Origin of the sequence: Bacteroides sp. An51A, from assembly GCF_002161565.1 — a bacterium.
Taxonomy (GTDB): Bacteria; Bacteroidota; Bacteroidia; order Bacteroidales; family Bacteroidaceae; genus Phocaeicola; species Phocaeicola intestinalis.
In genome coordinates this window covers 736,351-758,892 of the sequence record NZ_NFIC01000001.1, presented here as the reverse complement: position 1 = coordinate 758,892, position 22,542 = coordinate 736,351, and the positions used below count along the sequence as shown (strand labels likewise).

Genomic DNA, 22,542 nt, shown 5'->3' with positions numbered 1-22,542 from the left:
GTATAAACAAGGTTTTACGTTTGTCTCCGAATGTTTTATATATCTCATCATGAAACTGTATGCGTACATGTTCTCCCATCAAATCATAGGCATTTATACTTTGAATGGTGTGAAATTGTGTATTTAAATGGCAGTTTCAAAGAAAATAATGAAAAATATGCCGGGTTGAGCCTGAATTTCAGAAGATGGTCAGGAATCAATTCGAGGGCTGGAAAATCAGGAGTAGTCATAGCAGCTTTCGTCTCTATGGTTGAAACGGATGGAACAGTGAGGAGCCGAGTCAGAGCGAGGAGTTCTGATGACGGCTTTTCTTTTTTCTCTTTATTTTATTCATCTATACGGCGCAGTTTTTCCTGATTCTTCTTATCATAGGCTTCTCCTCTTGGCAACAGATACTCGAACATCACCACATCATTTTCAATATGGACATGGAAGGTGAAGAACGCCCGGTAACTGCCGATGCGTATGCGATAAACGAAATCATAGCCGACCAGCTTCTTGCAATCAGTTATTTCATCAATACATCGGGCTTCCATGACTCCCTGTATGGCATTCCTGACAGAATCAAGTACTTTGCCGGATAATTTTCTGACTGCCTTAACAAATGCCTTTGAATACTCTACCTTCATTTCCTTTCAATACCCAGCCAGTTTTCAAAATCCTGTTTTTCTTTTTCCCCGACCCTTACATGCCCGTCAGGTTCATTTTTTGAAAGCCACCGGTATGCATCATTGTCATCCATACCGGCTAGCATATCCTCTACGTCTTTCGCAAGAAGTCCCTCAATGTATCTTTTTAAATTGGTGCCTTGCATGGCTGCTTTTACAGACAGATACCGGAAAATATCTTCTGGTATGTCTATTATTTTTCTTCTAGTAGCTTTAACCGTAGTATCCATAATATTCGTTTCGTTTTTCGCAAAGGTATATAAAGTATATGATATATACAACTTTCTGGTGGTGAGATTGTGATTCTAAACATTTCAAAACAACGCCACAAATCCGTCTTTCCGAACAAAAAAATAGGAACTAAGTTTTTATGCTTAATTCCTATAACTTGTTAATCTCTAAAAGATTATCAGCGGAGAGACAGGGATTCGAACCCTGGGAACAGTTACCCGTTCACCGCATTTCGAGTGCGGCCCGATCGACCACTCCGGCATCTCTCCAAAATAAAAAGCGCTTTCTGAAAAAAATCATGAAAGCGCTTCTGTTCAGCGGAGAGACAGGGATTCGAACCCCGGGTACCTCGCGGTACAACGGTTTTCAAGACCGCCGCAATCGACCACTCTGCCACCTCTCCTTAAACTGTAGGGTAAGTGCTTCTGGTTTTCAAAAGCGTTGCAAAGGTACGGATTATTTTTGAATATGCAAGCGTTCGGGCAAAAAAAGTATGAGAAAGGGGGAGTTTTACTAAGATTTGTCTATCTTTGCCCTCATTATCAAACTTAATGAACGGAATTATGAATAAGGCTATTATTACTGTTGTAGGAAAAGATTCGGTAGGCATTATTGCCAAAGTATGTTCGTATCTTGCAGAAAACAATATCAACATTCTGGATATATCGCAGACTATCGTGCAGGAGTTCTTCAATATGATGATGATTGTGGATATGGCGCGTATTGCAAAACCGTTTGAGCAGGTGGTTAATGAACTGACTGAAGTAGGACAAGCGCTAGGCGTGCAGGTGAAATGTCAGCGTGAAGAGATTTTCGATAAAATGCATCGGATTTAAAAAAAGGCTGGCTTATGATTAATATATCAGAGGTTCTGGAAACCAACAAGATGATTGAAAAAGAAAATCTGGATGTGCGTACCATTACAATGGGTATCAATCTGTTGGAGTGTGCAGATAGCAACGTGGATATTCTTTGTCAGAAGATTTATGAAAAGGTAACCCGGCTTGCCAAAGACTTGGTAAAGACAGGAGAAGACATATCGAAAGAATACGGGATTCCTATCGTGAACAAACGTATCTCGGTTACGCCGATTTCATTGGTGGGTGGGGCAGCTTGCCAGACTACTGCCGATTATGTAAAGGTTGCACGTACGCTAGACCGTGCAGCAGAGGAATTGGGGGTGAATTTCATCGGTGGCTATTCGGCTATCGTCTCTAAAGGGATGACACGAAGTGATGAATTGCTGATTCGTTCTATCCCTGAAGCCTTGGCCTGCACCGAACGTATCTGCAGCTCGGTGAATGTAGGTTCCACTAAGACGGGTATCAATATGGATGCAGTGCGTCTGATGGGGGATATTATCAAGGAAACGGCTCGGCTTACTGCAGAGCGTGATTCGCTGGGCTGTGCCAAGCTGGTGGTATTATGCAATGCTCCCGATGATAATCCGTTTATGGCAGGTGCTTTTCACGGCGTTTCGGAAGACGATGCCATTATCAATGTGGGCGTAAGCGGTCCTGGAGTAGTGAAGTATGTACTCGAACAGATTCGGGATGCCGATTTCGAAGTGTTGTGCGAAACTATCAAGCGTACAGCGTTCAAGATTACCCGTGTAGGACAGCTGGTGGCTCAGGAAGCCTCGCGCAGGTTGGGGATACCCTTTGGCATTATTGACTTGTCATTAGCTCCTACGCCGGCAGTAGGCGATAGTGTAGCGGATATTTTGAAGGAAATCGGACTGGAACACCCGGGAGCACCGGGAACTACGGCGGCATTGGCTTTGCTGAACGACCAGGTAAAAAAAGGAGGTGTAATGGCTTCTTCGTATGTAGGAGGTCTGAGTGGTGCTTTTATTCCGGTGAGTGAAGACCAAGGGATGATTGATGCGGTAGAAGCAGGGGCACTGACTATCGAGAAACTGGAAGCGATGACTTGCGTATGTTCGGTAGGATTGGACATGATTGCTATTCCGGGCGATACGCCGGCTACTACTATTTCGGGTATTATAGCCGATGAGTCGGCTATTGGTATGGTGAACCAGAAGACTACGGCGGTGCGTATCATTCCGGTAGAAGGAAAGAAAGTGGGCGAAACGGTAGAGTTTGGTGGCTTGTTGGGATATGCTCCTGTTATGCCGGTCAACCGTTTCAGCTGTGAGGCTTTTGTGAACCGGGGAGGACGCATCCCTGCACCGATACATAGCTTTAAGAACTAAGCAGAAGTATGGCAGTTGATTTAGACGGACTGAACGAGAGCCAGCGGGAAGCGGTGCTCTATATCGACGGGCCTTCGCAGGTGATAGCAGGGGCAGGTTCGGGTAAGACGCGTGTATTGACATATAAGATTGCTTATCTGATGGACCAGGGTTATGAGCCTTGGTCTATCCTGGCTCTGACTTTTACCAATAAGGCGGCCCGGGAAATGAAGGAACGCATTGCACGGCAGGTAGGAGAGGAGAAGGCACGTTATCTGTGGATGGGGACATTCCATTCCATCTTTTCCCGTATCCTGCGTGCCGAGGCAGAACGGTTGGGCTTTTCATCTGATTTTACGGTATATGATGCGGCTGACTCGAAAAGCTTATTGAAAACCATCATTAAGGAAATGGGGCTGGATGACAAGACTTACCGTCCGGGACTGGTACAGAGCCGCATCAGCCAGGCAAAGAACCAGTTGGTATTGCCTGTGGCGTATGCGTCAAATGCTGAATGTTATCAAAGTGATGTGGAGGCAAAAGTGCCTGCCATACGTGATATTTACCTTCGTTATTGGGAGCGGTGCCGGCAAAGCGATGCCATGGATTTCGATGACTTGCTGCTTTATACCTACTTGCTGTTCGAACAACATGCTGATGTGCGCGAGAAATATGCCTCACGCTTCCGTTTTGTATTGGTAGATGAGTATCAGGACACTAATTACGCCCAGCACCGCATCGTGTGGCAGCTCACCGAGAAATACCGCAAGGTATGTGTCGTGGGAGACGATGCACAGAGCATTTATTCGTTCCGTGGAGCCAATATCGATAATATCCTTCATTTCAGACAGACTTACCAGGAAGCGCGGCTTTTCAAGCTGGAGCAGAATTACCGTTCTACACAGACCATTGTGAAAGCCGCCAACAGCCTGATAGCGAAAAACCGCGCGCAGATACACAAAGAGGTGTTTTCGGAGAAAGACAAGGGCGAACCGATTCCGGTGTTCAAAGCTTATAGTGACGTGGAGGAAGGAGAAATCGTTGCAGGTACGATAACCCGGATGGTGGCGAGAGACGGATACGGATATGATGATTTTGCCGTTCTGTACCGCACCAATGCACAGAGCCGTATTTTCGAAGAATCGTTACGTAAGCGAGGGCTTCCTTACCGTATTTATGGTGGATTGTCTTTCTATCAGCGGAAAGAGATTAAGGATGTGACGGCTTATTTCCGCTTGGCGGTGAACCCTCATGATGAAGAAGCGTTCAAGCGGATTATCAATTATCCGGCAAGGGGTATCGGCGATACGACGCTGAATAAAATTACAAGTGCGGCTACGCAACACAATGTCAGTCTGTGGACGGTACTGAACGAGCCTTTGGCGTATGGTCTGTCATTGACGAAGAGTACAGTTGCCAGATTGCAGGGGTTCCGCGACCTGATAGCCGGATTTGCTTCGGATGTGGCAAGCAAAAATGCCTACGGCTTGGGGCAGGACATTGTCAGGCGTTCGGGGATTGTTGCCGATGTGTACCGGGACCGGTCGCCCGAAAATCTGAGCCGGCAGGAGAATATAGAAGAGTTGATCAACGGTATGCATGACTTTTGTGCCAGCCGTGAGGAGGAAGGGAACAGCCGTGTGTCACTTTCGGATTATCTGCAGGAAATATCCTTGCTGACCGACCTGGATAGCGAAGAGGGTGAAGGTGCCAAAGTAACACTGATGACCATTCATTCGGCCAAGGGGCTGGAGTTTAAGAATGTGTTTGTAGTTGGGCTTGAAGAAAACCTGTTCCCCAGTCCGATGGTGTCTGGAAATTTAAAGCAGCTTGAAGAAGAACGGCGCTTGTTCTATGTAGCGATTACACGTGCCGAGGAGCATTGCTTCTTGTCTTATGCCAAGTCGCGCTTCCGGTATGGGAAAACAGAGTTTAGCAGTCCCAGCCGTTTCTTGGGTGACATTGATGCGCGTTATCTGAAATTGCCCGAAGAGGACGCTGCCTTTTCACGTACTACGCAGAACGAGCGTGCCAGCCGATTGGCTCCAGAAGCTTCGTCGGGCATTTCCCGTCCGAAAGTTGCAATGGAGAAGCCTCGTGTAGTCTCTGTGGCAAGTCCGCGTAATCTGCGTAAGCTTTCCCCAGATGCTCCGGATGCGGCAGGTCCGGCACTTGGAGCAGGCCTGTCGGTTGGTCAGATGATTGAACACCAGCGTTTTGGTATCGGTAAGGTAGTGAAAGTAGAAGGCACGGGCGACAATTGCAAGGCGACCGTAGAGTTCCGGCATGCCGGTGTGAAGCAGCTTTTGTTGAAGTTTGCCCGTTTTAAAGTAATAGAATAATGTTTTTCACTACAGGCGAATTTAAAAAATAAAATGAATATCCGCATTTTGCCCAATAAGGAGTTAAAAGGAATTATTTCAGGGAGTTAAAATGATTTAGAAGCCAATACTTTAGCATCGATTCTGTAGAGACGATGTGCACATCGTCTCTACTACGTGGCATATACAAAATGCACATACCGCATGAAGTATAACTCCTGCCGAAGGCATAACTCCTTCTAACTCCCTTTTAGAAGCTGTTTTGAATTTATCGTGCGATGATTTGGGATGAGTTTTTGAGGCATTTTCGCTTCTGTGATGAGGAAGATAGCGGGCTATCTGACGAAGAACAGGAGCGAAAAAGACCAAAAAATCGCCCAAAGCACACACGAAAACGTATACATCAAGACAAGAAAAACTTTTTGGAGAAATTCAAAACAGCTTCTTATACTATGGGTATTTTGCGGAATTCAAAAAAATAAAAATAATCTGTGTTGAGAAAAAGCGAAACAGTAGTAGTATGTTAGATGTAACTAAAGTTCCTTCTCCGTGTTATGTAATGGAAGAAGATTTGCTCAGGAAAAACCTGGGGGTGATAAAGTCGGTAGCCGACCGGGCTGGGGTAGAAATTATCCTTGCGTTTAAAGCATTTGCGATGTGGAAATCGTTCCCGATATTCCGCGAGTACATCAGCCATACGACGGCAAGTTCGGTGTACGAGGCACGTCTGGCTTTCGAAGAGTTCGGAAGTCGGGCGCACACCTATTCGCCGGCTTACACCGAAGCTAATTTCCCAGAGTTTCTGAAATATAGCAGCCATATCACATTCAATTCACTTTCGCAGTTCGAACGTTTCTATCCGATGGTTAAGGCTTATCCTGAACCGGTTTCTTGTGGTATACGTGTCAATCCGGAGTATTCGGAGGTGGAAGTGGAACTATATAACCCTTGTGCGCCGGGCACACGTTTCGGAGTGACGGCAGACTTGCTTCCCGAACGTTTGCCCGAAGGCATTGAGGGTTTTCATTGCCATTGCCATTGCGAGTCCAGTTCGTACGAGCTGGAACGTACGCTGAAGCATATCGAAGAAAAGTTTTCGCGCTGGTTCCCGCAGCTGAAATGGCTGAATTTGGGAGGTGGGCATCTGATGACCCGTAAGGACTATGATGTAGAGCATCTGATTGGATTGCTGAAGGGGTTGAAGGCACGTTATCCGCATTTGCAGATTATTCTGGAGCCTGGCTCTGCCTTTGCCTGGCAGACGGGACCGCTGGTGGCTTCGGTGGTGGATGTGGTAGAGAGCCGGGGAATCCGTACGGCGATTCTCGATGTAAGCTTTACGTGCCACATGCCCGATTGTCTGGAGATGCCTTACCAGCCGGCGGTGCGTGGGGCAGAGTCGCTTCCCGCCGATGCGGTCAAGACGGCAGGTCCCGAAGCCCACGTGTATCGTCTGGGTGGGAACAGTTGCCTGAGTGGCGACTATATGGGAAGCTGGAAGTTCGACCATGAAGTGCAGGTGGGCGAACGGATTGTGTTCGAGGACATGATTCATTACACGATGGTGAAGACGAATATGTTCAACGGTATTCACCATCCGTCTATTGCCCTGTATCATAGCAATGGTGAACTGGAAGTATATCGTACCTTCGGTTATGAAGATTACCGTGACCGGATGTGTTGAGAAACTGTTTTGAATTTATCGTATATAAAAGCCTCCTCAAACGAACATAAGTGAACCGTCTGACTCACTTATGTTAAACGCCTAAGTTACTTATGTTAAACGGGCAAGTTACTTATGTCCGTTTGCTGAGCCTCTTTTGCCCGTTTTTCCGGATAGTATCATAGCCAGACGCAGGAGGTTGCGGAAGCCCGCGGATATAGGTGCGTCGGCAAACGCATATAGGTCCATCCGCTGTAAGATTATTAATCTTCAGGCTGCAAGATTATTAATCTTACAAGCGGAAGATTATTAATCTTACACCAGACGAAGTTTTCTGCATCGGGAGAAGAAGATAACGACAACCTTTTGAGAAACTGTTTTGAATTTCTTCAAAAAGTTTTTCTCCGTCTTGCTGTATTCGTTTTCGTGTGTGCTTTGGGCGAAGTATAAGATGCCGTTTAAAGTATAACAAAAAAGAGGTTCCGTAACGTGCGGAACCTCTTTTTTGTTAGAGTGTGCAATCTGCTTTTACCTTTTTATCCTATGAAAACTACTATTTATATTGTTAATTTTGTGCCAAGTCTACGGCATAGTTGGCGCGCTTGCCCGACGGATAGACACCGGTCATGAACAATACCTGGTCGGGCGACTGGGAAGCCGCTTTCATCACGTCTTCCAAATCCTGTACGGTACGAAGTTGTTTGCCGTTGGCTTTCAGAATGATGAATCCTTTGCGGATGCCGCTGTCTGCCATACGTCCGTCGCTTACACCTGTTACCTGTACACCATATCCTAAGTTGAGCTGGCGTTTCAGTTCGGCAGGCACTTCGCGGAAGGCTGCTCCCAGCAGTTCCATGTCGGCTTTCTTCACTACTTTCGTATTACCTTGAGCGTTCTTCAGAGTGATGGTGAATTCCTGGTCTTTCTTGTCGCGGAATACTTTCACTTTCACCTTGTCTCCCGGACGTTTCTTGGCAAGGATGCCTTGCAGAGAAGCCATGGTTTCTACCTTCTCACCATCTATGGCAATGATGACATCGTTTACTTTCAAGATGCCGGCAGCCGAGCCTTCTTCTTGTACTTCTACAACTTGTACACCATATCCGATGCCCAGTTCTTTCTGCTCCTTACGGATTTCTTCCGGAAATTCTTCTTTACCCATATCGCGTCCTCCGATGCCCAACAAAGCACGCTGTACGGTTCCGTATTGCTTCAGGTCGGTCACCACCTTGGTCATGATGCTGGTAGGTATGGCGAAGCCGTAGCCCGAATAAGCTCCGGTGGGAGAAACCAGCATGGCGTTGATACCCACTAACTCGCCTTTTGCATTCACCAGTGCACCACCACTGTTTCCTTGGTTGATGGCGGCATCGGTCTGAATGAATGATTCTACCTGATTGGCACCTAACCCACGTGCCTTGGCACTTACGACACCCGCCGTTACGGTAGAGCCCAAATTGAAGGGATTACCTACGGCAAGCACCCATTCGCCTACCTTCAAGGCATCCGAGTCGCCTACCGGAATGGCAGGAAAATCATCGCCTTCTATCTTCACCAAAGCCAGGTCGGTAGTAGCATCGGTACCGATAACCCGTCCTTTCATTTCCCGTCCGTCGTGCAGCTTGACCGAAATCTCGTCGGCATCATCAATCACGTGATTGTTCGTCACAATGTATCCGTCCTTCGAGATGATAACGCCCGAACCGAATCCGCGCTGTTCGGGAGTCTGGACCTGCTGCTGGCGTCCGCGGCCGTCACCGAAAAAGAAATCGAAAATATCCGGTTGGGTCTGTATTACCTTCGTCTTACTCCGCTGGATAGCCATGATGTGTACTACAGAGTTCAGTGAACTTTCGGCTGCTTGTGTCAGGTCGACGGGCTGCATTTTCGATGTATCGAATGCAGCATATTTGGCTGGAGTAGCCGTTTGGAACTCTTCGTAGAAAGAAGCGTTCTTTGTATCTTTAGACTGGAGGATGGCATACGAAGTCACTCCTGCCACTCCTGCGCTTACAGCAATCAGTGCGACTGCTCCTAATGCGAACTTAGTTGTCTTTTTCATATCTATAACTGGTTTAAATCGTTAATTTCGTTATTGCTTTAACATTTCATCTGCTAAAGTAGAACAAATATTATGCGGTTGTACTCCTTGTGTGTTCTTTTTTCTCTCTTTTAACAAAGCAAGACAGCTCCTTAACCGCGCTTAACGGGGATAACTGACAAATTTGCATTCATTATCAGTCACTTTTGCAGTCGTAAAAGATATTTCTCGTAAAAATGGCAGGAGGAATGCATTTATTGCGTACCTTTGCAGTCAGAAAGCAGTCGGACGGTCTGTCGCTGGTGTTTCGGCACAAGAGGAAAGTCCGGGCAACGCAGAGCATCCTACTTCCTAACAGAAAGCTATCCGCGAGGGTAGAGTAATGCAGAAGAAAATAACCGCCGCTCCTACCCGGAGAGGTAAGGGTGAGAAGGTAGGGTAAGAGCCTACCAGCCGCGTGGTGACACGCGGGCTGTGCATCTTAGGAGTTGTAAGGTCGTGTAAACCGGCATTAACGAGGGTTGCTCGCCCCACGTCGGAGGGTAGACCGCTAGAGCCTTTTGGTGACAAAGGGCGTAGATAAATGACAGACACCTTATATTATATAAGGAACAGAACCCGGCTTACAGGCCGGCTGCTTTTTTTAAATTAAGAATGAAGAATTAAGAATGAAGAATTTAACTTCGTCCGCATGGCATTGGCTTACGCCGAACGCTGTTTCTTCATTCTTTATTCTTCATTCTTCATTTAATAACTATGAGACTGCAATATTGGCTTCAATTCTTGACAGACGGCATCTGGAGAATCACCGAAGATGAGGTAACTCCAGTGAGGAAGCGCCTGTATTCGTGTGTGAAAATCATTTACCTTTCGATAGAGCAGTTCTTGAACGACCGCATTCCGGTGCGTGCTTCGGCACTGACGTATAGCACATTGCTGTCTATCATCCCCATCCTTGCCCTGCTGTTCGCCATTGCCCGCGGCTTCGGTTTCGATGCATTGATGGAGCAGCAAATCAAAAGCGGTGTGATAAGCCAGCAGAGCGAGCTGGTGTTTTCGTGGGTCAATTCTTACCTGCAACACGCGCAGAGCGGCATCTTCATCGGCGTGGGCCTGATTATGTTGCTGTTTACCATCCTGATGCTGATAGACAACATCGAGCGCAGTTTCAACGCCATCTGGCAGGTAAAGCGTCCCCGCACGGTGTTCCGCCAGATAACCGATTATTTTTCGATGCTGCTACTGCTTCCGTTGCTCATTGTTATCTCCAGCGGTCTGACCATCGTGATGACCACGTACGTGAAGGATTTGGAAACCTTCCTTCTGCTGGGACCGATGCTGAAGTTTCTGGTGCGTCTCGTCCCGTATGCCTTAACGTGGGGGATGTTCATCGCGCTATACGTGTTCATGCCCAACACGAAAGTGAAGCTAAGCCATGCCTGGTTTCCGGGGATACTGGCAGGTAGCGCCTTTCAGGCTTTCCAATATTTCTACGTCAACAGCCAGATATGGATTTCGAACTACAATGCCATCTACGGAAGCTTTGCCGCCATCCCGATGTTCCTGTTATGGACACAGGTGTCGTGGACCATCTGCCTGTTCGGTGCCGAGATGAGCTATGTCAGCCAGAACCTTTCTTCGTTCAGCTTCGGGAAAGAAACGGCGCATATCAGCCGGCGCTACCACGATTTCTTCTGTGCCATCGTGCTCTCCGCTATCTGCAAGCGGTTCGAGCACGAGCAGCAGCCCTATACGGCAGAAGAGCTGAGCAAAGAGCATAAGATTCCCATCCGGCTGACAAAGAATATCCTCTACGAGCTGACCGATGTCCGTCTGGTTTACGAAACTTCTGATGACGATAAGGAAGGAAACATCCGTTACTTGCCCGGAATGGACATCAACCGCCTGACCGTAGGTGTGCTGATAGAGCGGCTGGACAGTGCCGGCGCCGAAAACTTCAAGATAGACAAGGAGGACTATTCGGCTTCGTGGCATGTCCTGATTGAGGCAAAGCAGGTGTACCTGTACCAAAACGGGCGCATTCTGGTGAAGGATTTGTGATTTTTATCAATAAAATGCCCTGGCAAACTTTTGCTTGCCAGGGCATTTATTGATGTAGTACGCTCGGCATGAGCATTGTCTAACGGGTGTAAGTCCCGAGTGAGCCCTAATAGCGGGAATCACATAGCCCAAGGCAAGGGTGTCCATCGCGAGGTGGAATCTGAAGGAAGCCGGCGGCAAACATCTGGTCTAACGAACAGAAACTTCATACAAGGCATTTGACCGTGGGTAAGGTTTCTACACAAACCAAAGCCCGATAGCTATTCGGAACGGTCGGTGTAAATGAAGTAGGCATAAGATGGAAAGACAATGCCCTTATCCGAGGAGGTCTCACGGACGCATGGCGAAGACGTACCCATTCGATGTGCCCTGACGGAGTAAAGCTTGCCGTGAGAAGTCAGCAGAGGTTATAGTACCTAAGACACGTGTGTCTATGGGGAAGGACCGAATCGCGCAGTGCAATAGTAAATGACTGCTACCCTTGAGACTCTTTTGTAGTCAGATGTCCGAAAGGAGCTTCCCTACTCACCACGATAGGACGGAATCCGACAATAGAGTAGGAGTGACGCTAGTCCGAGGGATGGCTGAAAACAACTTGCCACACATCGTGAGATGAGAAAGCGCGAAACCGCCGTATGCGGAACCGCTTGTACGGTGGTGTGGGAGGTCGGTAAATGTGAAAGTAGGAGGCAAATGCCTTTCTATGATTAGCATTTACCTCCTACCCGATTGCTCGGCATGAGTATTAGCTAACGGGTGCAAGTCCCTAATGAGCCCTAATAGCGGGAATCATACAGCCCAAAGCAAGGGTGTCCATCGCGAGTTGGAATCTGAAAGAAGCTTGCGGCAAACATCTGGTCTGACGGACAGAAACTTCATATAAGGCATAAGACTGTGGGTAAGGTTGCATCACAAATCAAAGCCCTATAGCTATTCGGAACAGTCAATGTAAATGAAGCAGACATAAGATGGAAAGTTAATACCCTTATCCGAGGAGGTCTCACGGACGCATGATAATAGTGAAAAAGAAATCGAAATCAGCGGAGTAAAGCTTGTCGTGAGAAGTCAGCAGATGTCATAGTAGCAAACGTGTCGATGAGTTTGTGAAGGACTGAACCTAATAATTAAACGATAGTAATTGAAACATACCTAATGAGAGAACGAATGCAGAAAACATTATCTAAAGTTAATGGCTGCCCTCAAAGAGACAGGTCGGAAACCGAATGGTATGGGGGAGTGCAGACTTTCATGTGGATGTGTGAAGACAACATCGTGGAAGTACCATTCGACAAGGAACACCTTTTCGAGCAAATCCTGAGTCCTGCCAATCTTAATCGAGCCTATAAGGCAGTGATTGGTAACAATGGCAGTGGCGGTATCGACAAGATGTCATGTGAACAATTGTTTTCATGGCTATCAGCCAATAAAGATGCGCTCATCCTTTCCTTGATGGACGGTTCTTACCGTCCGAACCCCGTCAGAAGGGTAGAAATCCCCAAGGACAATGGCAATATGCGCCTTTTAGGAATCCCCACCGTGGTAGACCGTATGGTGCAACAAGCCATTAACCAGGTTCTGACCCCTATCTATGAGTGCCAATTCTCGAGGAGAAGCTACGGCTTCCGTCCAAGAAGAGGTTGTCATGACGCACTGCGAGGGGCGCAAGAAATAATCAATGCAGGCTACATATATGTAGTAGACCTTGACCTCGAGCGCTTCTTCGATACCGTGAATCATAGCAAACTCATAGAAATCCTCAGCCGTACTATTAAAGACGGCAGAGTTGTCAGTCTAATACACAAATATCTCCGAAGCGGTGTAATGAACAAAGGTCTGTTCGAAGCGAGCGAGGAAGGAACTCCCCAAGGAGGACCACTAAGTCCTTTGTTGAGTAATATTATGCTTAATGAGTTGGACAAGGAACTCGAACGCAGAGGGCTTCCTTTTGTCCGCTATGCCGATGACTCGATGATATTCTGCAAGTCCAAGAGGGCGGCAAGAAGAGTCAAAGAGTCCATAACCCGATTTATAGAGGGAACTCTATATCTCAAAGTCAACAAGGAAAAGACTGTAGTGTCGTATGTCCAAGGAGTTAAGTATCTCGGCTACTCCTTTTATGTAATGAAAGGCAAATGCCGCCTCACAGTACATCCGAAGTCCAAATCCAAGATGAAATCAAGACTCAAAGAACTGACGAATCGTAACAACGGATGGGGATACGTCAAGAGGAAACAGAAACTGAAGGAGTACATCCGTGGATGGATTGGATACTATCACCTAGCCGATATGAAACGTTTTCTTCTTGATACGGATGAGTGGTTAAGACGGAGAATACGCATGTGTATATGGAAATCTTGGAAGAAACCCAAGACCAAGGTGGCAAACCTCGTTAAATGTGGTATTGAAAAATACAAGGCATGGGAATGGGGTAACACCCGCAAAGGTTATTGGCGTATTGCTGACAGTCCTATATTGAAGGTGGCGATAAATAAGGAGAGCCTACGAAAGGCAGGATATCCTACCTTAATGGGCTCGTATCTCGAATGGTACCCAAAATAGGAACCGCCGTATGCCGAACGGCACGTACGGTGGTGTGAGAGGTCGGTAAACATGAAAATAGGAGATAAACACCTATGATTAGTGTTTACCTCCTACTCGATGTAGTACGCTCGGCATGAGCATTGTCTAACGGGTGTAAGTCCCGAGTGAGCCCTAATAGCGGGAATCACATAGCCCAAGGCAAGGGTGTCCATCGCGAGGTGGAATCTGAAGGAAGCCGGCGGCAAACATCTGGTCTAACGAACAGAAACTTCATACAAGGCATTTGACCGTGGGTAAGGTTTCTACACAAACCAAAGCCCGATAGCTATTCGGAACGGTCGGTGTAAATGAAGTAGGCATAAGATGGAAAGACAATGCCCTTATCCGAGGAGGTCTCACGGACGCATGGCGAAGACGTACCCATTCGATGTGCCCTGACGGAGTAAAGCTTGCCGTGAGAAGTCAGCAGAGGTTATAGTACCTAAGACACGTGTGTCTATGGGGAAGGACCGAATCGCGCAGTGCAATAGTAAATGACTGCTACCCTTGAGACTCTTTTGTAGTCAGATGTCCGAAAGGAGCTTCCCTACTCACCACGATAGGACGGAATCCGACAATAGAGTAGGAGTGACGCTAGTCCGAGGGATGGCTGAAAACAACTTGCCACACATCGTGAGATGAGAAAGCGCGAAACCGCCGTATGCGGAACCGCTTGTACGGTGGTGTGGGAGGTCGGTAAATGTGAAAGTAGGAGGCAAATGCCTTTCTATGATTAGCATTTACCTCCTACCCGATTGCTCGGCATGAGTATTAGCTAACGGGTGCAAGTCCCTAATGAGCCCTAATAGCGGGAATCATACAGCCCAAAGCAAGGGTGTCCATCGCGAGTTGGAATCTGAAAGAAGCTTGCGGCAAACATCTGGTCTGACGGACAGAAACTTCATATAAGGCATAAGACTGTGGGTAAGGTTGCATCACAAATCAAAGCCCTATAGCTATTCGGAACAGTCAATGTAAATGAAGCAGACATAAGATGGAAAGTTAATACCCTTATCCGAGGAGGTCTCACGGACGCATGATAATAGTGAAAAAGAAATCGAAATCAGCGGAGTAAAGCTTGTCGTGAGAAGTCAGCAGATGTCATAGTAGCAAACGTGTCGAAGAGTTTGTGAAGGACTGAACCTAATAATTAAACGATAGTAATTGAAACATACCTAATGAGAGAACGAATGCAGAAAACATTATCTAAAGTTAATGGCTGCCCTCAAAGAGACAGGTCGGAAACCGAATGGTATGGGGGAGTGCAGACTTTCATGTGGATGTGTGAAGACAACATCGTGGAAGTACCATTCGACAAGGAACACCTTTTCGAGCAAATCCTGAGTCCTGCCAATCTTAATCGAGCCTATAAGGCAGTGATTGGTAACAAGGGCTGTGGCGGTATCGACAAGATGTCATGTGAACAATTGTTTTCATGGCTATCAGCCAATAAAGATGCGCTCATCCGTTCCTTGATGGACGGTTCTTACCGTCCGAACCCCGTCAAAAGGGTAGAAATCCCGAAGGACAATGGCAAGATGCGCCTTTTAGGAATCCCCACCGTGGTAGACCGTATGGTGCAACAAGCCATTAACCAGGTTCTGACCCCTATCTATGAGTGCCAATTCTCGAGGAGAAGCTACGGCTTCCGTCCAAGAAGAGGTTGTCATGACGCACTGCGAGGGGCGCAAGAAATAATCAATGCAGGCTACATATATGTAGTAGACCTTGACCTCGAGCGCTTCTTCGATACCGTGAATCATAGCAAACTCATAGAAATCCTCAGCCGTACTATTAAAGACGGCAGAGTTGTCAGTCTAATACACAAATATCTCCGAAGCGGTGTAATGAACAAAGGTCTGTTCGAAGCGAGCGAGGAAGGAACTCCCCAAGGAGGACCACTGAGTCCTTTGTTGAGTAATATTATGCTTAATGAGTTGGACAAGGAACTCGAACGCAGAGGGCTTCCTTTTGTCCGCTATGCCGATGACTCGATGATATTCTGCAAGTCCAAAAGGGCGGCAAGAAGAGTCAAGGAGTCCATAACCCGATATATAGAGGGAACTTTATATCTCAAAGTCAACAAGGAAAAGACTGTAGTGTCGTATGTCCAAGGAGTTAAGTATCTCGGTTACTCCTTTTATGTAATGAAAGGCAAATGCCGCCTCACAGTACATCCGAAGTCCAAATCCAAGATGAAATCAAGACTCAAAGAACTGACGAATCGTAGCAACGGATGGGGATACGTCAAGAGGAAACAGAAGCTGAAAGAATACATACGTGGATGGATTGGATACTATCATCTTGCCGATATGAAACGTTTTCTTCTTGATATAGATGAGTGGTTAAGACGGAGAATACGTATGTGTATATGGAAAGCTTGGAAGAAACCCAAGACCAAGGTAGCAAACCTCATTAAATGTGGCATTGGAAAATACAAGGCATGGGAATGGGGTAACACCCGCAAAGGTTATTGGCGTATTGCTGACAGTCCTATATTGAAGGTGGCGATAAATAAGGAGAGCCTACGAAAGGCAGGATATCCTACCTTAATGGGCTCGTATCTCGAATGGTACCCAAAATAGGAACCGCCGTATGCCGAACGGCACGTACGGTGGTGTGAGAGGTCGGTAAACATGAAAATAGGAGATAAACACCTATAATTAGTGTTTACCTCCTACTCGATATGAAAGAGACTTTTACTTCACCTGATGCCAGCAGGGCGACATGATGAAGGTAAATTCATAATCGCCGTAGGGCAGGCGGTATTTCTCCAGCGGGAGGGCACCCCAGCTGTTGACACATCCCAAGCCCATCTGCGCCTTGTCGATACACAGGCTGGTCATGCCGGCTTTGTCCAGTTCGCCTGAGTGGCGTTGGATTTTCACCCAGCCTTCATCAAGGTCTTCGATGCGGTAGGGCAGAGCCGATGCCGAGAAGGGAGCTTCGGATACGAACATCAGTCCGTTGCCCGCTTTGTTGATGACCTGCCACCAGCGGAGATCGGTCTTGTTTCCGCTTTCCTGCGGACGGATGTACGGATAATACTGGTCGTCTACCTGCTGGCGGTATACACCCAGCGGCGTAGAATGGTTGCGGTCGGAATAGTTTTCCCACGGACCTCTGCCGTAGAACGAAATGGTTTCGAACTGGCGGGGCATCATCAGGTTCATGCCGAAGCGGAACATGTCTGATACCTTCGCGTTCGGGTCGGCTTTCATTGCCTGTACCACTTTTACCGCACCCTTGTTATTGATGAGGTAAGTGAGCGAGAGAGTCGCCGAAACGGCTTTCAGTTCATAGTCGGCACTGACTTTCACCATGTCGTTTTCCATTTCGCTCTTCAGCGAAGTGAGGCGGATGCCGGGGTTCTTCCATGCCACATATTTCTGTTGCAGGCCGGCTCCGAAATCGTTGTCGGTCGGTGCACGCCAGAAGTTGGGTGCCAGTGCGGTGCCCGGTTCGAGATAGCTTACGCCTTCTACTTCATAGACGGTGAGGTAGCCGGTGTATTTGTTGAATTCGATATCGAAGTTTTCGCCTTTCACTACCAGGTAATTGCTGTTGGTAGCATCGATTTCCGGCACGATGATGTCCTGGTTGCTTTCTTTTACATTGGCAAACTCCAGTGCCGGTGCTTCGTAGGCTTTCAGAGTCAGCTGGTCGTAGGCTACGGTATGACCGGCGGGCAACATGCCTTCGGCGTTTTTCAATACGTATTTCACGTTCAGCAACCATTCGCCTTCGGTACCGATGGTGCCATAATCCAGTGTCACGTCTTTAGTCTGGTGAGGAGCTATGCTGAGGCTTTCTACTGAGCCTGTGCGTACAATACGTCCGTCGTGAAGCAATTCCCATTCCATGCGGTATGCCGAAAGGTCGCGGAAGAAGTATTCGTTATACACCTTTACAATGCCTTTTTGTACATCGGCAAGGGTGGTCCAAATGTCCTGATAGAAGTAGCGCACTTCGTAGGCGTGCGGGTTGGGCACACGGTCGGGGCTTATCAGACCATTGTCGCAGAAGTTGATGTCGCTGGCATCAAAGCGGTTGAAGTCACCTCCGTAGGCATAAATAGTCCGTCTGTTCTTTCCGGTCCAGCGACACGACTGGTCTACAAAGTCCCAGATAAATCCGCCCTGGTATTTGGGATATTTGCGTACCAGGTCCCAGTATTCCTTGAATCCACCTTCCGAGTTGCCCATGGCGTGTGCATATTCGCACTGGATGAGTGGTTTCTGCTTGCTGTTGTCTTCGCAATAGGCGATACATCCCTTGTAGTCGTAATACATCGGGCAGAAGATGTCGGTCTTTCCGTCTTGGCGGGCTTGTTCGTACTGCACGGCACGGCTGGGGTCTTCTGCCTTCACCCAGTCGTAGGCAGCTTCGAAGTTGGGTCCGTATCCGGCTTCGTTCCCGAGCGACCAGAAGATGATGCTGGGATGGTTGAACGAGCGTTGCACGTTGCGCTGGTTGCGTTCCATGTGCGCTTTGGCATACGAAGCGTTTTTTGCCAAAGTCTTGTCACCGTATCCCATACCGTGCGATTCGATGTTGGCTTCGGCTACCATATAGAGTCCGTAGCGGTCGCACAATTCATACCAATATGCATCATCGGGATAGTGGCAGGTACGTACGGCATTGATGTTAAGCTCTTTCATGCGCAATACGTCTTGAAGCATACGTTCGCGCGATACATAGTAACCGCCATCGGGATCCATTTCGTGACGGTTGGCACCTTTAAACAATACCGGCTGGCCATTGACCAGTATCTGTGCGTTCTTCAGTTCGATTTTGCGGAAACCTACGTTTACCGGAATCACTTCAGCACCCGAAGCACCTTCCATCTGTGCATAGAGTGTATAAAGATAAGGAGTCTCGGCGGTCCACTTGTGCGGGTTTTCAACGCTCATCGTTACCGTTTCCCCTTTGGTCGAAGCTGAAGCCACTTCCTTTCCTTCGGCGTCTTTCAGGGTCAGCAGCACGTTGCCACTTCCTTTCAGCTGTACATCAACGGCAAGTGTACCGTTTTTGTATTCGGCATCCAGATCGGGGGTGACGCGGATGTCTTCGATGCGTTTCTTGTTGCGTGCATACAGATAGCAGTGGCGTGCCACTCCGGTGTAGCGGAAGAAGTCCTGGTCTTCCAGGTACGACCCGTCGCACCAGCGGAATACCTGGAACGCGATTACGTTTTTCTGCCCCGGTTTTAGGTAAGAGGTCAGGTCGAACTCGGCTTCCAGCTTGCTGTCCTCGCTATATCCTACGAATTTCCCGTTTACCCAAAGGTACATGTTCGAGCTGACGGCACCGAAGTGTGCGATAATGTCTTTCCCTCTCCACGAAGCCGGAACGGTGATTTCCCGGCGGTAAGAGCCTACATGGTTCTTTTCGGTGGGTACGTAGGGAGGATTGCTTTCGTATTGGTTCCGCCAGGCAAAGCCGGTGTTTACATAGATGGGGTCTCCGTATCCGTTCAGTTCCCATACGCCGGGTACTTGTATGTCATCCCATCCCTTGTCGTTGTATCCGGTTTTCCAGAAATCGGTAGGGCGCTGGTCGGCATTTGCCACCCAAAAGAATTTCCAGGTGCCATCCAGGCTCATATAGTTCTGCGATTGCGTTTTCCCATTTCCGATAGCTTCTGCCGACTCGTATGCGAAATAGTCGGTGTGCATCGGCGCACGGTTGATGGCGTTTATTTCCGGGTCTTGCCACTCTTTGAATGTCTGGGCGTTCCCGGCAAGAAGAGAGATGCCCAATAATCCCAATGCAAATGTTTTTCTCATGCTTTCAATTTTAAGTGTTAATGATGTTACAAACATAATTGATATTCCACCACAGATGCACACAGAGGATTTAATATTTTTCCTCTGTGTCCTCTGTGATGAATGCAAGCATTATCCTACCAGCTGCATCATGCGGCTCAGGTATTTGCCGATGATGTCGAATTCCAGATTTACCACGCTTCCTATGTGCAGCGTGTGGAAATTAGTATGTTCGAAGGTATAAGGGATGATCGCTACTTGGAACGAGTCTTGCGTCGGGTTACATACGGTCAGGCTCACCCCGTTGACGGTTACCGAGCCTTTGTCTACGGTAAAGTATCCGCGTTTCGCCATTTCGGGCTGGAAATCATACTTGAACGTGAAATACCAGCTTCCGTCGGCATCATCAATAGCCGTGCATACAGCTGTCTGGTCTACATGTCCCTGCACGATATGTCCGTCCAGCCTGCCGTTCATCAGCATGCTCCGTTCTACGTTCACTTCATCGCCTTCTTTCAGCAGCCCGATATTCGAGCGTTCGATGGTTTCTTTCATGGCGGTAACGGTGTACGTATTGTTTTCGATGTGAACCACGGTGAGGCACACACCGTTGTGCGACACGCTTTGGTCTATTTTCAGTTCATTTACAAACGAACACGTCAAGGTCAGATGCAGGTTTTCCTGTTCTTTGACTATCTTGACTACTTTGGCACATTCTTCTACTATTCCTGAGAACATAGATATTGAGTTTTGAGTTTTTGAGTTCTTAAGTTTTTGAGTTCTTGAGTTATGCTTTCGGTATGGGTTTGCTCCATACGGTTACTCCTTCCGAGTCGATTACCGATATGGTACCTCCGGCATATTCTTCGATGTAGCTCCCGCCTTTGGCGAGTATGTCTTCTGCCATGTGGATGGCTTTCTCTTCGGTTTTGATGGAAAATCCCTTGTTGTCGCTCGAACTTTGGTCCGAGAAATAAATGTCATACGTTTTCATTTCGTTCAACTATATTAATTATGGTAATGCAAATATATACAGGCTACGGTTAGCAACCAAAAAATCGAAGCGTTTTTTCTTGTGGAAATGTTCCGCTCTGCCTGCACTTATTTGTATTGGCACGCAAAAGTATCTGCATCGGCAGGTGCAACTATATGCGTGGCATGATGCAACCGGTTTCCGTGACTGGCGTGACAAACGAAATAAAGTTAAATATTTGCTTGGTTCTGTTATCCGAAGCAGAATAATGTGTTTCTTTGTACCTCATAATCGTTTAGTAAAGTTATGAATACAAAAAGAACACTTATAGGGGCATTGGTCGTATTGATGGCTTTGGGCTTGTCCAGTTTTAAACAGGAAGACGACCGTAATTTCCAAATAGCGAAGAATCTGGATATATTCAATGCTATTTTCAAGGAACTTGATTTGTTTTATGTCGATACCCTTAATCCGGAGAAAGTGATTCAGAACGGGGTAAACGGCATGTTGGCACTTACCGACCCTTATACGGAATATTATCCCGAAGAAGAAGTGAGCAGCTTGAAGGAGATGATTACCGGAAAGTATGGAGGTATCGGTGCGGCTATCCGGTATTACAAGAAGAAAGACCGTATTGCCGTGATAGAGCCGATAGAGGGTATGCCGGCTGCAGAGGCAGGAGTAAAGGCGGGCGACATTATCCTATCAGTAGGAGGGAAGGACATGGTTCGTGGTGATTTGAAACCTCAAGAGTTTTCGGAGAAAGTAAGTGAGGCTTTACGTGGCGAACCGGGTACATCGTTTATCCTGAAAGTGCTCCGTCCGTTGAAAAACGACAGCACGGTGATGGAATTTAAGATTACCCGTAAGAATATCCGGAACAATCCGGTGCCTTATTACGGTATGGTGCACGATAGTATCGGTTATCTGGCGCTCAGTGGCTTTACCGACAACTGTGCCAAGGATGTAAAAAAAGCATTCATTGAACTGAAAGATAAAGGAGCAAAGGCATTGATTCTCGATTTGCGTGACAATGGGGGAGGATCGTTGCAGGAAGCGGTAGACATTGTCAATTTTTTTATACCTAAAGGCAAGGAGATAGTCGTAACCAAAGGTAAGATCCGTCAGGCTGCAGGGTCTTTTAAGACCGCGAATGAACCGATTGATACGGGAATGCCTCTGGCTGTATTGGTTAATGGCAACACCGCTTCGGCTTCTGAAATCTTGAGTGGCTCGATGCAGGATTTAGACCGTGCAGTTATCATTGGCACCCGTACGTATGGGAAGGGATTGGTTCAGACCACTCGTCAGCTTCCGTATAATGGGACACTGAAGGTGACTACTTCGAAGTATTATATTCCCAGCGGGCGTTGCATTCAGGCAATAGATTATGCGAAGAAGAATGCTGATGGTTCGGTGGCACGTATCCCCGACAGTCTGACCCATGTGTTTTATACAGCTGCCGGTCGTGAAGTGCGTGATGGGGGAGGCATACGTCCCGACATAGAAGTGAAAGGTGATAAGTTCCCTAATATTCTTTTCTATTTGCTGAATGATGATTTGATATTTGACTATGCTACCCAGTATTGCCTGACTCATCCGGCATTGGTCTCTGTAGATTCGTTGCAGATTACAGATGAGGATTATGCCGATTTTAAAAAACTGGTAAAGGATGCCAACTTCACTTATGACCGCCAGAGCGAACAAATGCTGAAAACCTTGAAAGAAGTAGCCGAATTTGAAGGGTATATGGAAGGCGCGACCGAAGAGTTTAAGGCATTGGAACAGAAACTGAACCATAACTTGGATCGTGACCTGGATTATTTTTCCGGACCGATAAAAGAACAGATAGCCGAAGAAGTAGCAACCCGATATTTCTTTGAACGGGGTGCGGCGATGCAGCGTTTGAAAGACGATGCCGACTTGAAGAAAGCGATTGAAGTGCTGACGTCTCCTGCGGAATACCGCAAGATTCTTTCAGTGCCGGAAGCAAAAACAGAATCGGATGCGCACACGGCGTCACAAAAATGATTTTGCAAAAT

At 47.4% G+C, this 22,542-nt stretch carries 15 protein-coding genes, 2 tRNA genes and 1 other RNA gene; 10 read left to right on the top strand and 8 right to left on the bottom strand.

Going from position 1 to position 22,542, the window contains the following annotated elements; genetic code table 11:
* Positions 1–326: 326 nt before the first annotated feature.
* The 4 genes from B5G04_RS02960 to B5G04_RS02945 form a co-directional block, all read right to left on the bottom strand.
* Positions 327–629 carry a hypothetical protein gene (locus B5G04_RS02960; RefSeq protein ID WP_087212232.1) on the bottom strand — a complete coding sequence of 101 codons (303 nt, stop codon included), beginning with the start codon at positions 627–629 and terminating at the stop codon, positions 327–329.
* Positions 626–898 (bottom strand): hypothetical protein, encoded by a 273-nt coding sequence (locus B5G04_RS02955; RefSeq protein WP_013619293.1) that lies wholly within the window; start codon positions 896–898, stop codon positions 626–628. The genes B5G04_RS02960 and B5G04_RS02955 overlap by 4 nt, the downstream gene beginning before the upstream one ends.
* 183 nt (positions 899–1,081) lie before the next feature.
* Positions 1,082–1,168 (bottom strand) — tRNA-Ser (locus tag B5G04_RS02950).
* A gap of 49 nt (positions 1,169–1,217) precedes the next feature.
* A tRNA-Ser gene (locus B5G04_RS02945) sits at positions 1,218–1,302 on the bottom strand.
* A 160-nt stretch (positions 1,303–1,462) separates the two neighbouring features.
* On the opposite strand from B5G04_RS02945, the gene B5G04_RS02940 reads away from it, so the two are divergent.
* The 5 genes from B5G04_RS02940 (at position 1,463) to nspC (ending at position 7,098) form a co-directional block, all read left to right on the top strand.
* Positions 1,463–1,735, top strand: coding sequence for an ACT domain-containing protein (locus tag B5G04_RS02940; RefSeq protein WP_022039868.1), 273 nt, complete (start codon positions 1,463–1,465; stop codon positions 1,733–1,735).
* A gap of 14 nt (positions 1,736–1,749) precedes the next feature.
* Positions 1,750–3,114: a PFL family protein gene (locus B5G04_RS02935; protein WP_022039867.1), complete on the top strand. Its 1,365-nt coding sequence runs from the start codon at positions 1,750–1,752 to the stop codon at positions 3,112–3,114.
* An 8-nt stretch (positions 3,115–3,122) separates the two neighbouring features.
* Entirely contained in the window at positions 3,123–5,435 is a 2,313-nt protein-coding gene (locus tag B5G04_RS02930) for a UvrD-helicase domain-containing protein (protein ID WP_087395710.1), read from the top strand.
* A gap of 257 nt (positions 5,436–5,692) precedes the next feature.
* On the top strand, positions 5,693–5,896 hold the full coding sequence (locus B5G04_RS02925; RefSeq protein ID WP_158100021.1) for a hypothetical protein: 204 nt from the start codon (positions 5,693–5,695) through the stop codon (positions 5,894–5,896).
* 38 nt (positions 5,897–5,934) lie between these two features.
* Positions 5,935–7,098, top strand: coding sequence for a carboxynorspermidine decarboxylase (gene nspC / locus B5G04_RS02920; protein ID WP_087213280.1), 1,164 nt, complete (start codon positions 5,935–5,937; stop codon positions 7,096–7,098).
* Positions 7,099–7,642: 544 nt separating this feature from the next.
* Here the strand turns inward: nspC and B5G04_RS02915 are convergent.
* The gene (locus B5G04_RS02915; RefSeq protein WP_087213278.1) at positions 7,643–9,139 is read right to left on the bottom strand and encodes a trypsin-like peptidase domain-containing protein; all 1,497 of its coding nucleotides are present in this window, start codon (positions 9,137–9,139) and stop codon (positions 7,643–7,645) included.
* 259 nt (positions 9,140–9,398) lie between these two features.
* On the opposite strand from B5G04_RS02915, the gene rnpB reads away from it, so the two are divergent.
* The 4 genes from rnpB to ltrA (B5G04_RS02890) all read left to right on the top strand — a co-directional run bounded on the left by rnpB (position 9,399) and on the right by ltrA (B5G04_RS02890) (position 16,344).
* An RNA gene (rnpB, locus tag B5G04_RS02910) (RNase P RNA component class A) lies at positions 9,399–9,760 on the top strand.
* Between the two features lie 114 nt (positions 9,761–9,874).
* A complete protein-coding gene (locus B5G04_RS02905) occupies positions 9,875–11,179 on the top strand; it encodes a YihY/virulence factor BrkB family protein (RefSeq protein WP_087395704.1) in 1,305 nt (434 codons plus the stop codon).
* Positions 11,180–12,331: 1,152 nt separating this feature from the next.
* The gene (gene ltrA, locus B5G04_RS02900) at positions 12,332–13,738 is read left to right on the top strand and encodes a group II intron reverse transcriptase/maturase (protein ID WP_087395700.1); all 1,407 of its coding nucleotides are present in this window, start codon (positions 12,332–12,334) and stop codon (positions 13,736–13,738) included.
* Positions 13,739–14,937: 1,199 nt separating this feature from the next.
* Positions 14,938–16,344, top strand: coding sequence for a group II intron reverse transcriptase/maturase (gene ltrA / locus B5G04_RS02890; RefSeq protein ID WP_087395696.1), 1,407 nt, complete (start codon positions 14,938–14,940; stop codon positions 16,342–16,344).
* 114 nt (positions 16,345–16,458) lie between these two features.
* Here the strand turns inward: ltrA (B5G04_RS02890) and B5G04_RS02885 are convergent, their stop codons facing one another.
* The 3 genes from B5G04_RS02885 to B5G04_RS02875 form a co-directional block, all read right to left on the bottom strand.
* Positions 16,459–19,548: a glycoside hydrolase family 2 TIM barrel-domain containing protein gene (locus tag B5G04_RS02885; protein ID WP_087395692.1), complete on the bottom strand. Its 3,090-nt coding sequence runs from the start codon at positions 19,546–19,548 to the stop codon at positions 16,459–16,461.
* A gap of 111 nt (positions 19,549–19,659) precedes the next feature.
* A complete protein-coding gene (locus B5G04_RS02880) occupies positions 19,660–20,265 on the bottom strand; it encodes a riboflavin synthase (protein WP_022040254.1) in 606 nt (201 codons plus the stop codon).
* Between the two features lie 49 nt (positions 20,266–20,314).
* A complete protein-coding gene (locus B5G04_RS02875; protein ID WP_013619416.1) occupies positions 20,315–20,521 on the bottom strand; it encodes a hypothetical protein in 207 nt (68 codons plus the stop codon).
* Positions 20,522–20,806: 285 nt separating this feature from the next.
* Here B5G04_RS02875 and B5G04_RS02870 point away from each other — a divergent pair, with 285 nt between their 5' ends.
* Positions 20,807–22,531, top strand: coding sequence for a S41 family peptidase (locus B5G04_RS02870; RefSeq protein WP_087395688.1), 1,725 nt, complete (start codon positions 20,807–20,809; stop codon positions 22,529–22,531).
* The last annotated feature ends 11 nt before the right edge of the window (positions 22,532–22,542 follow it).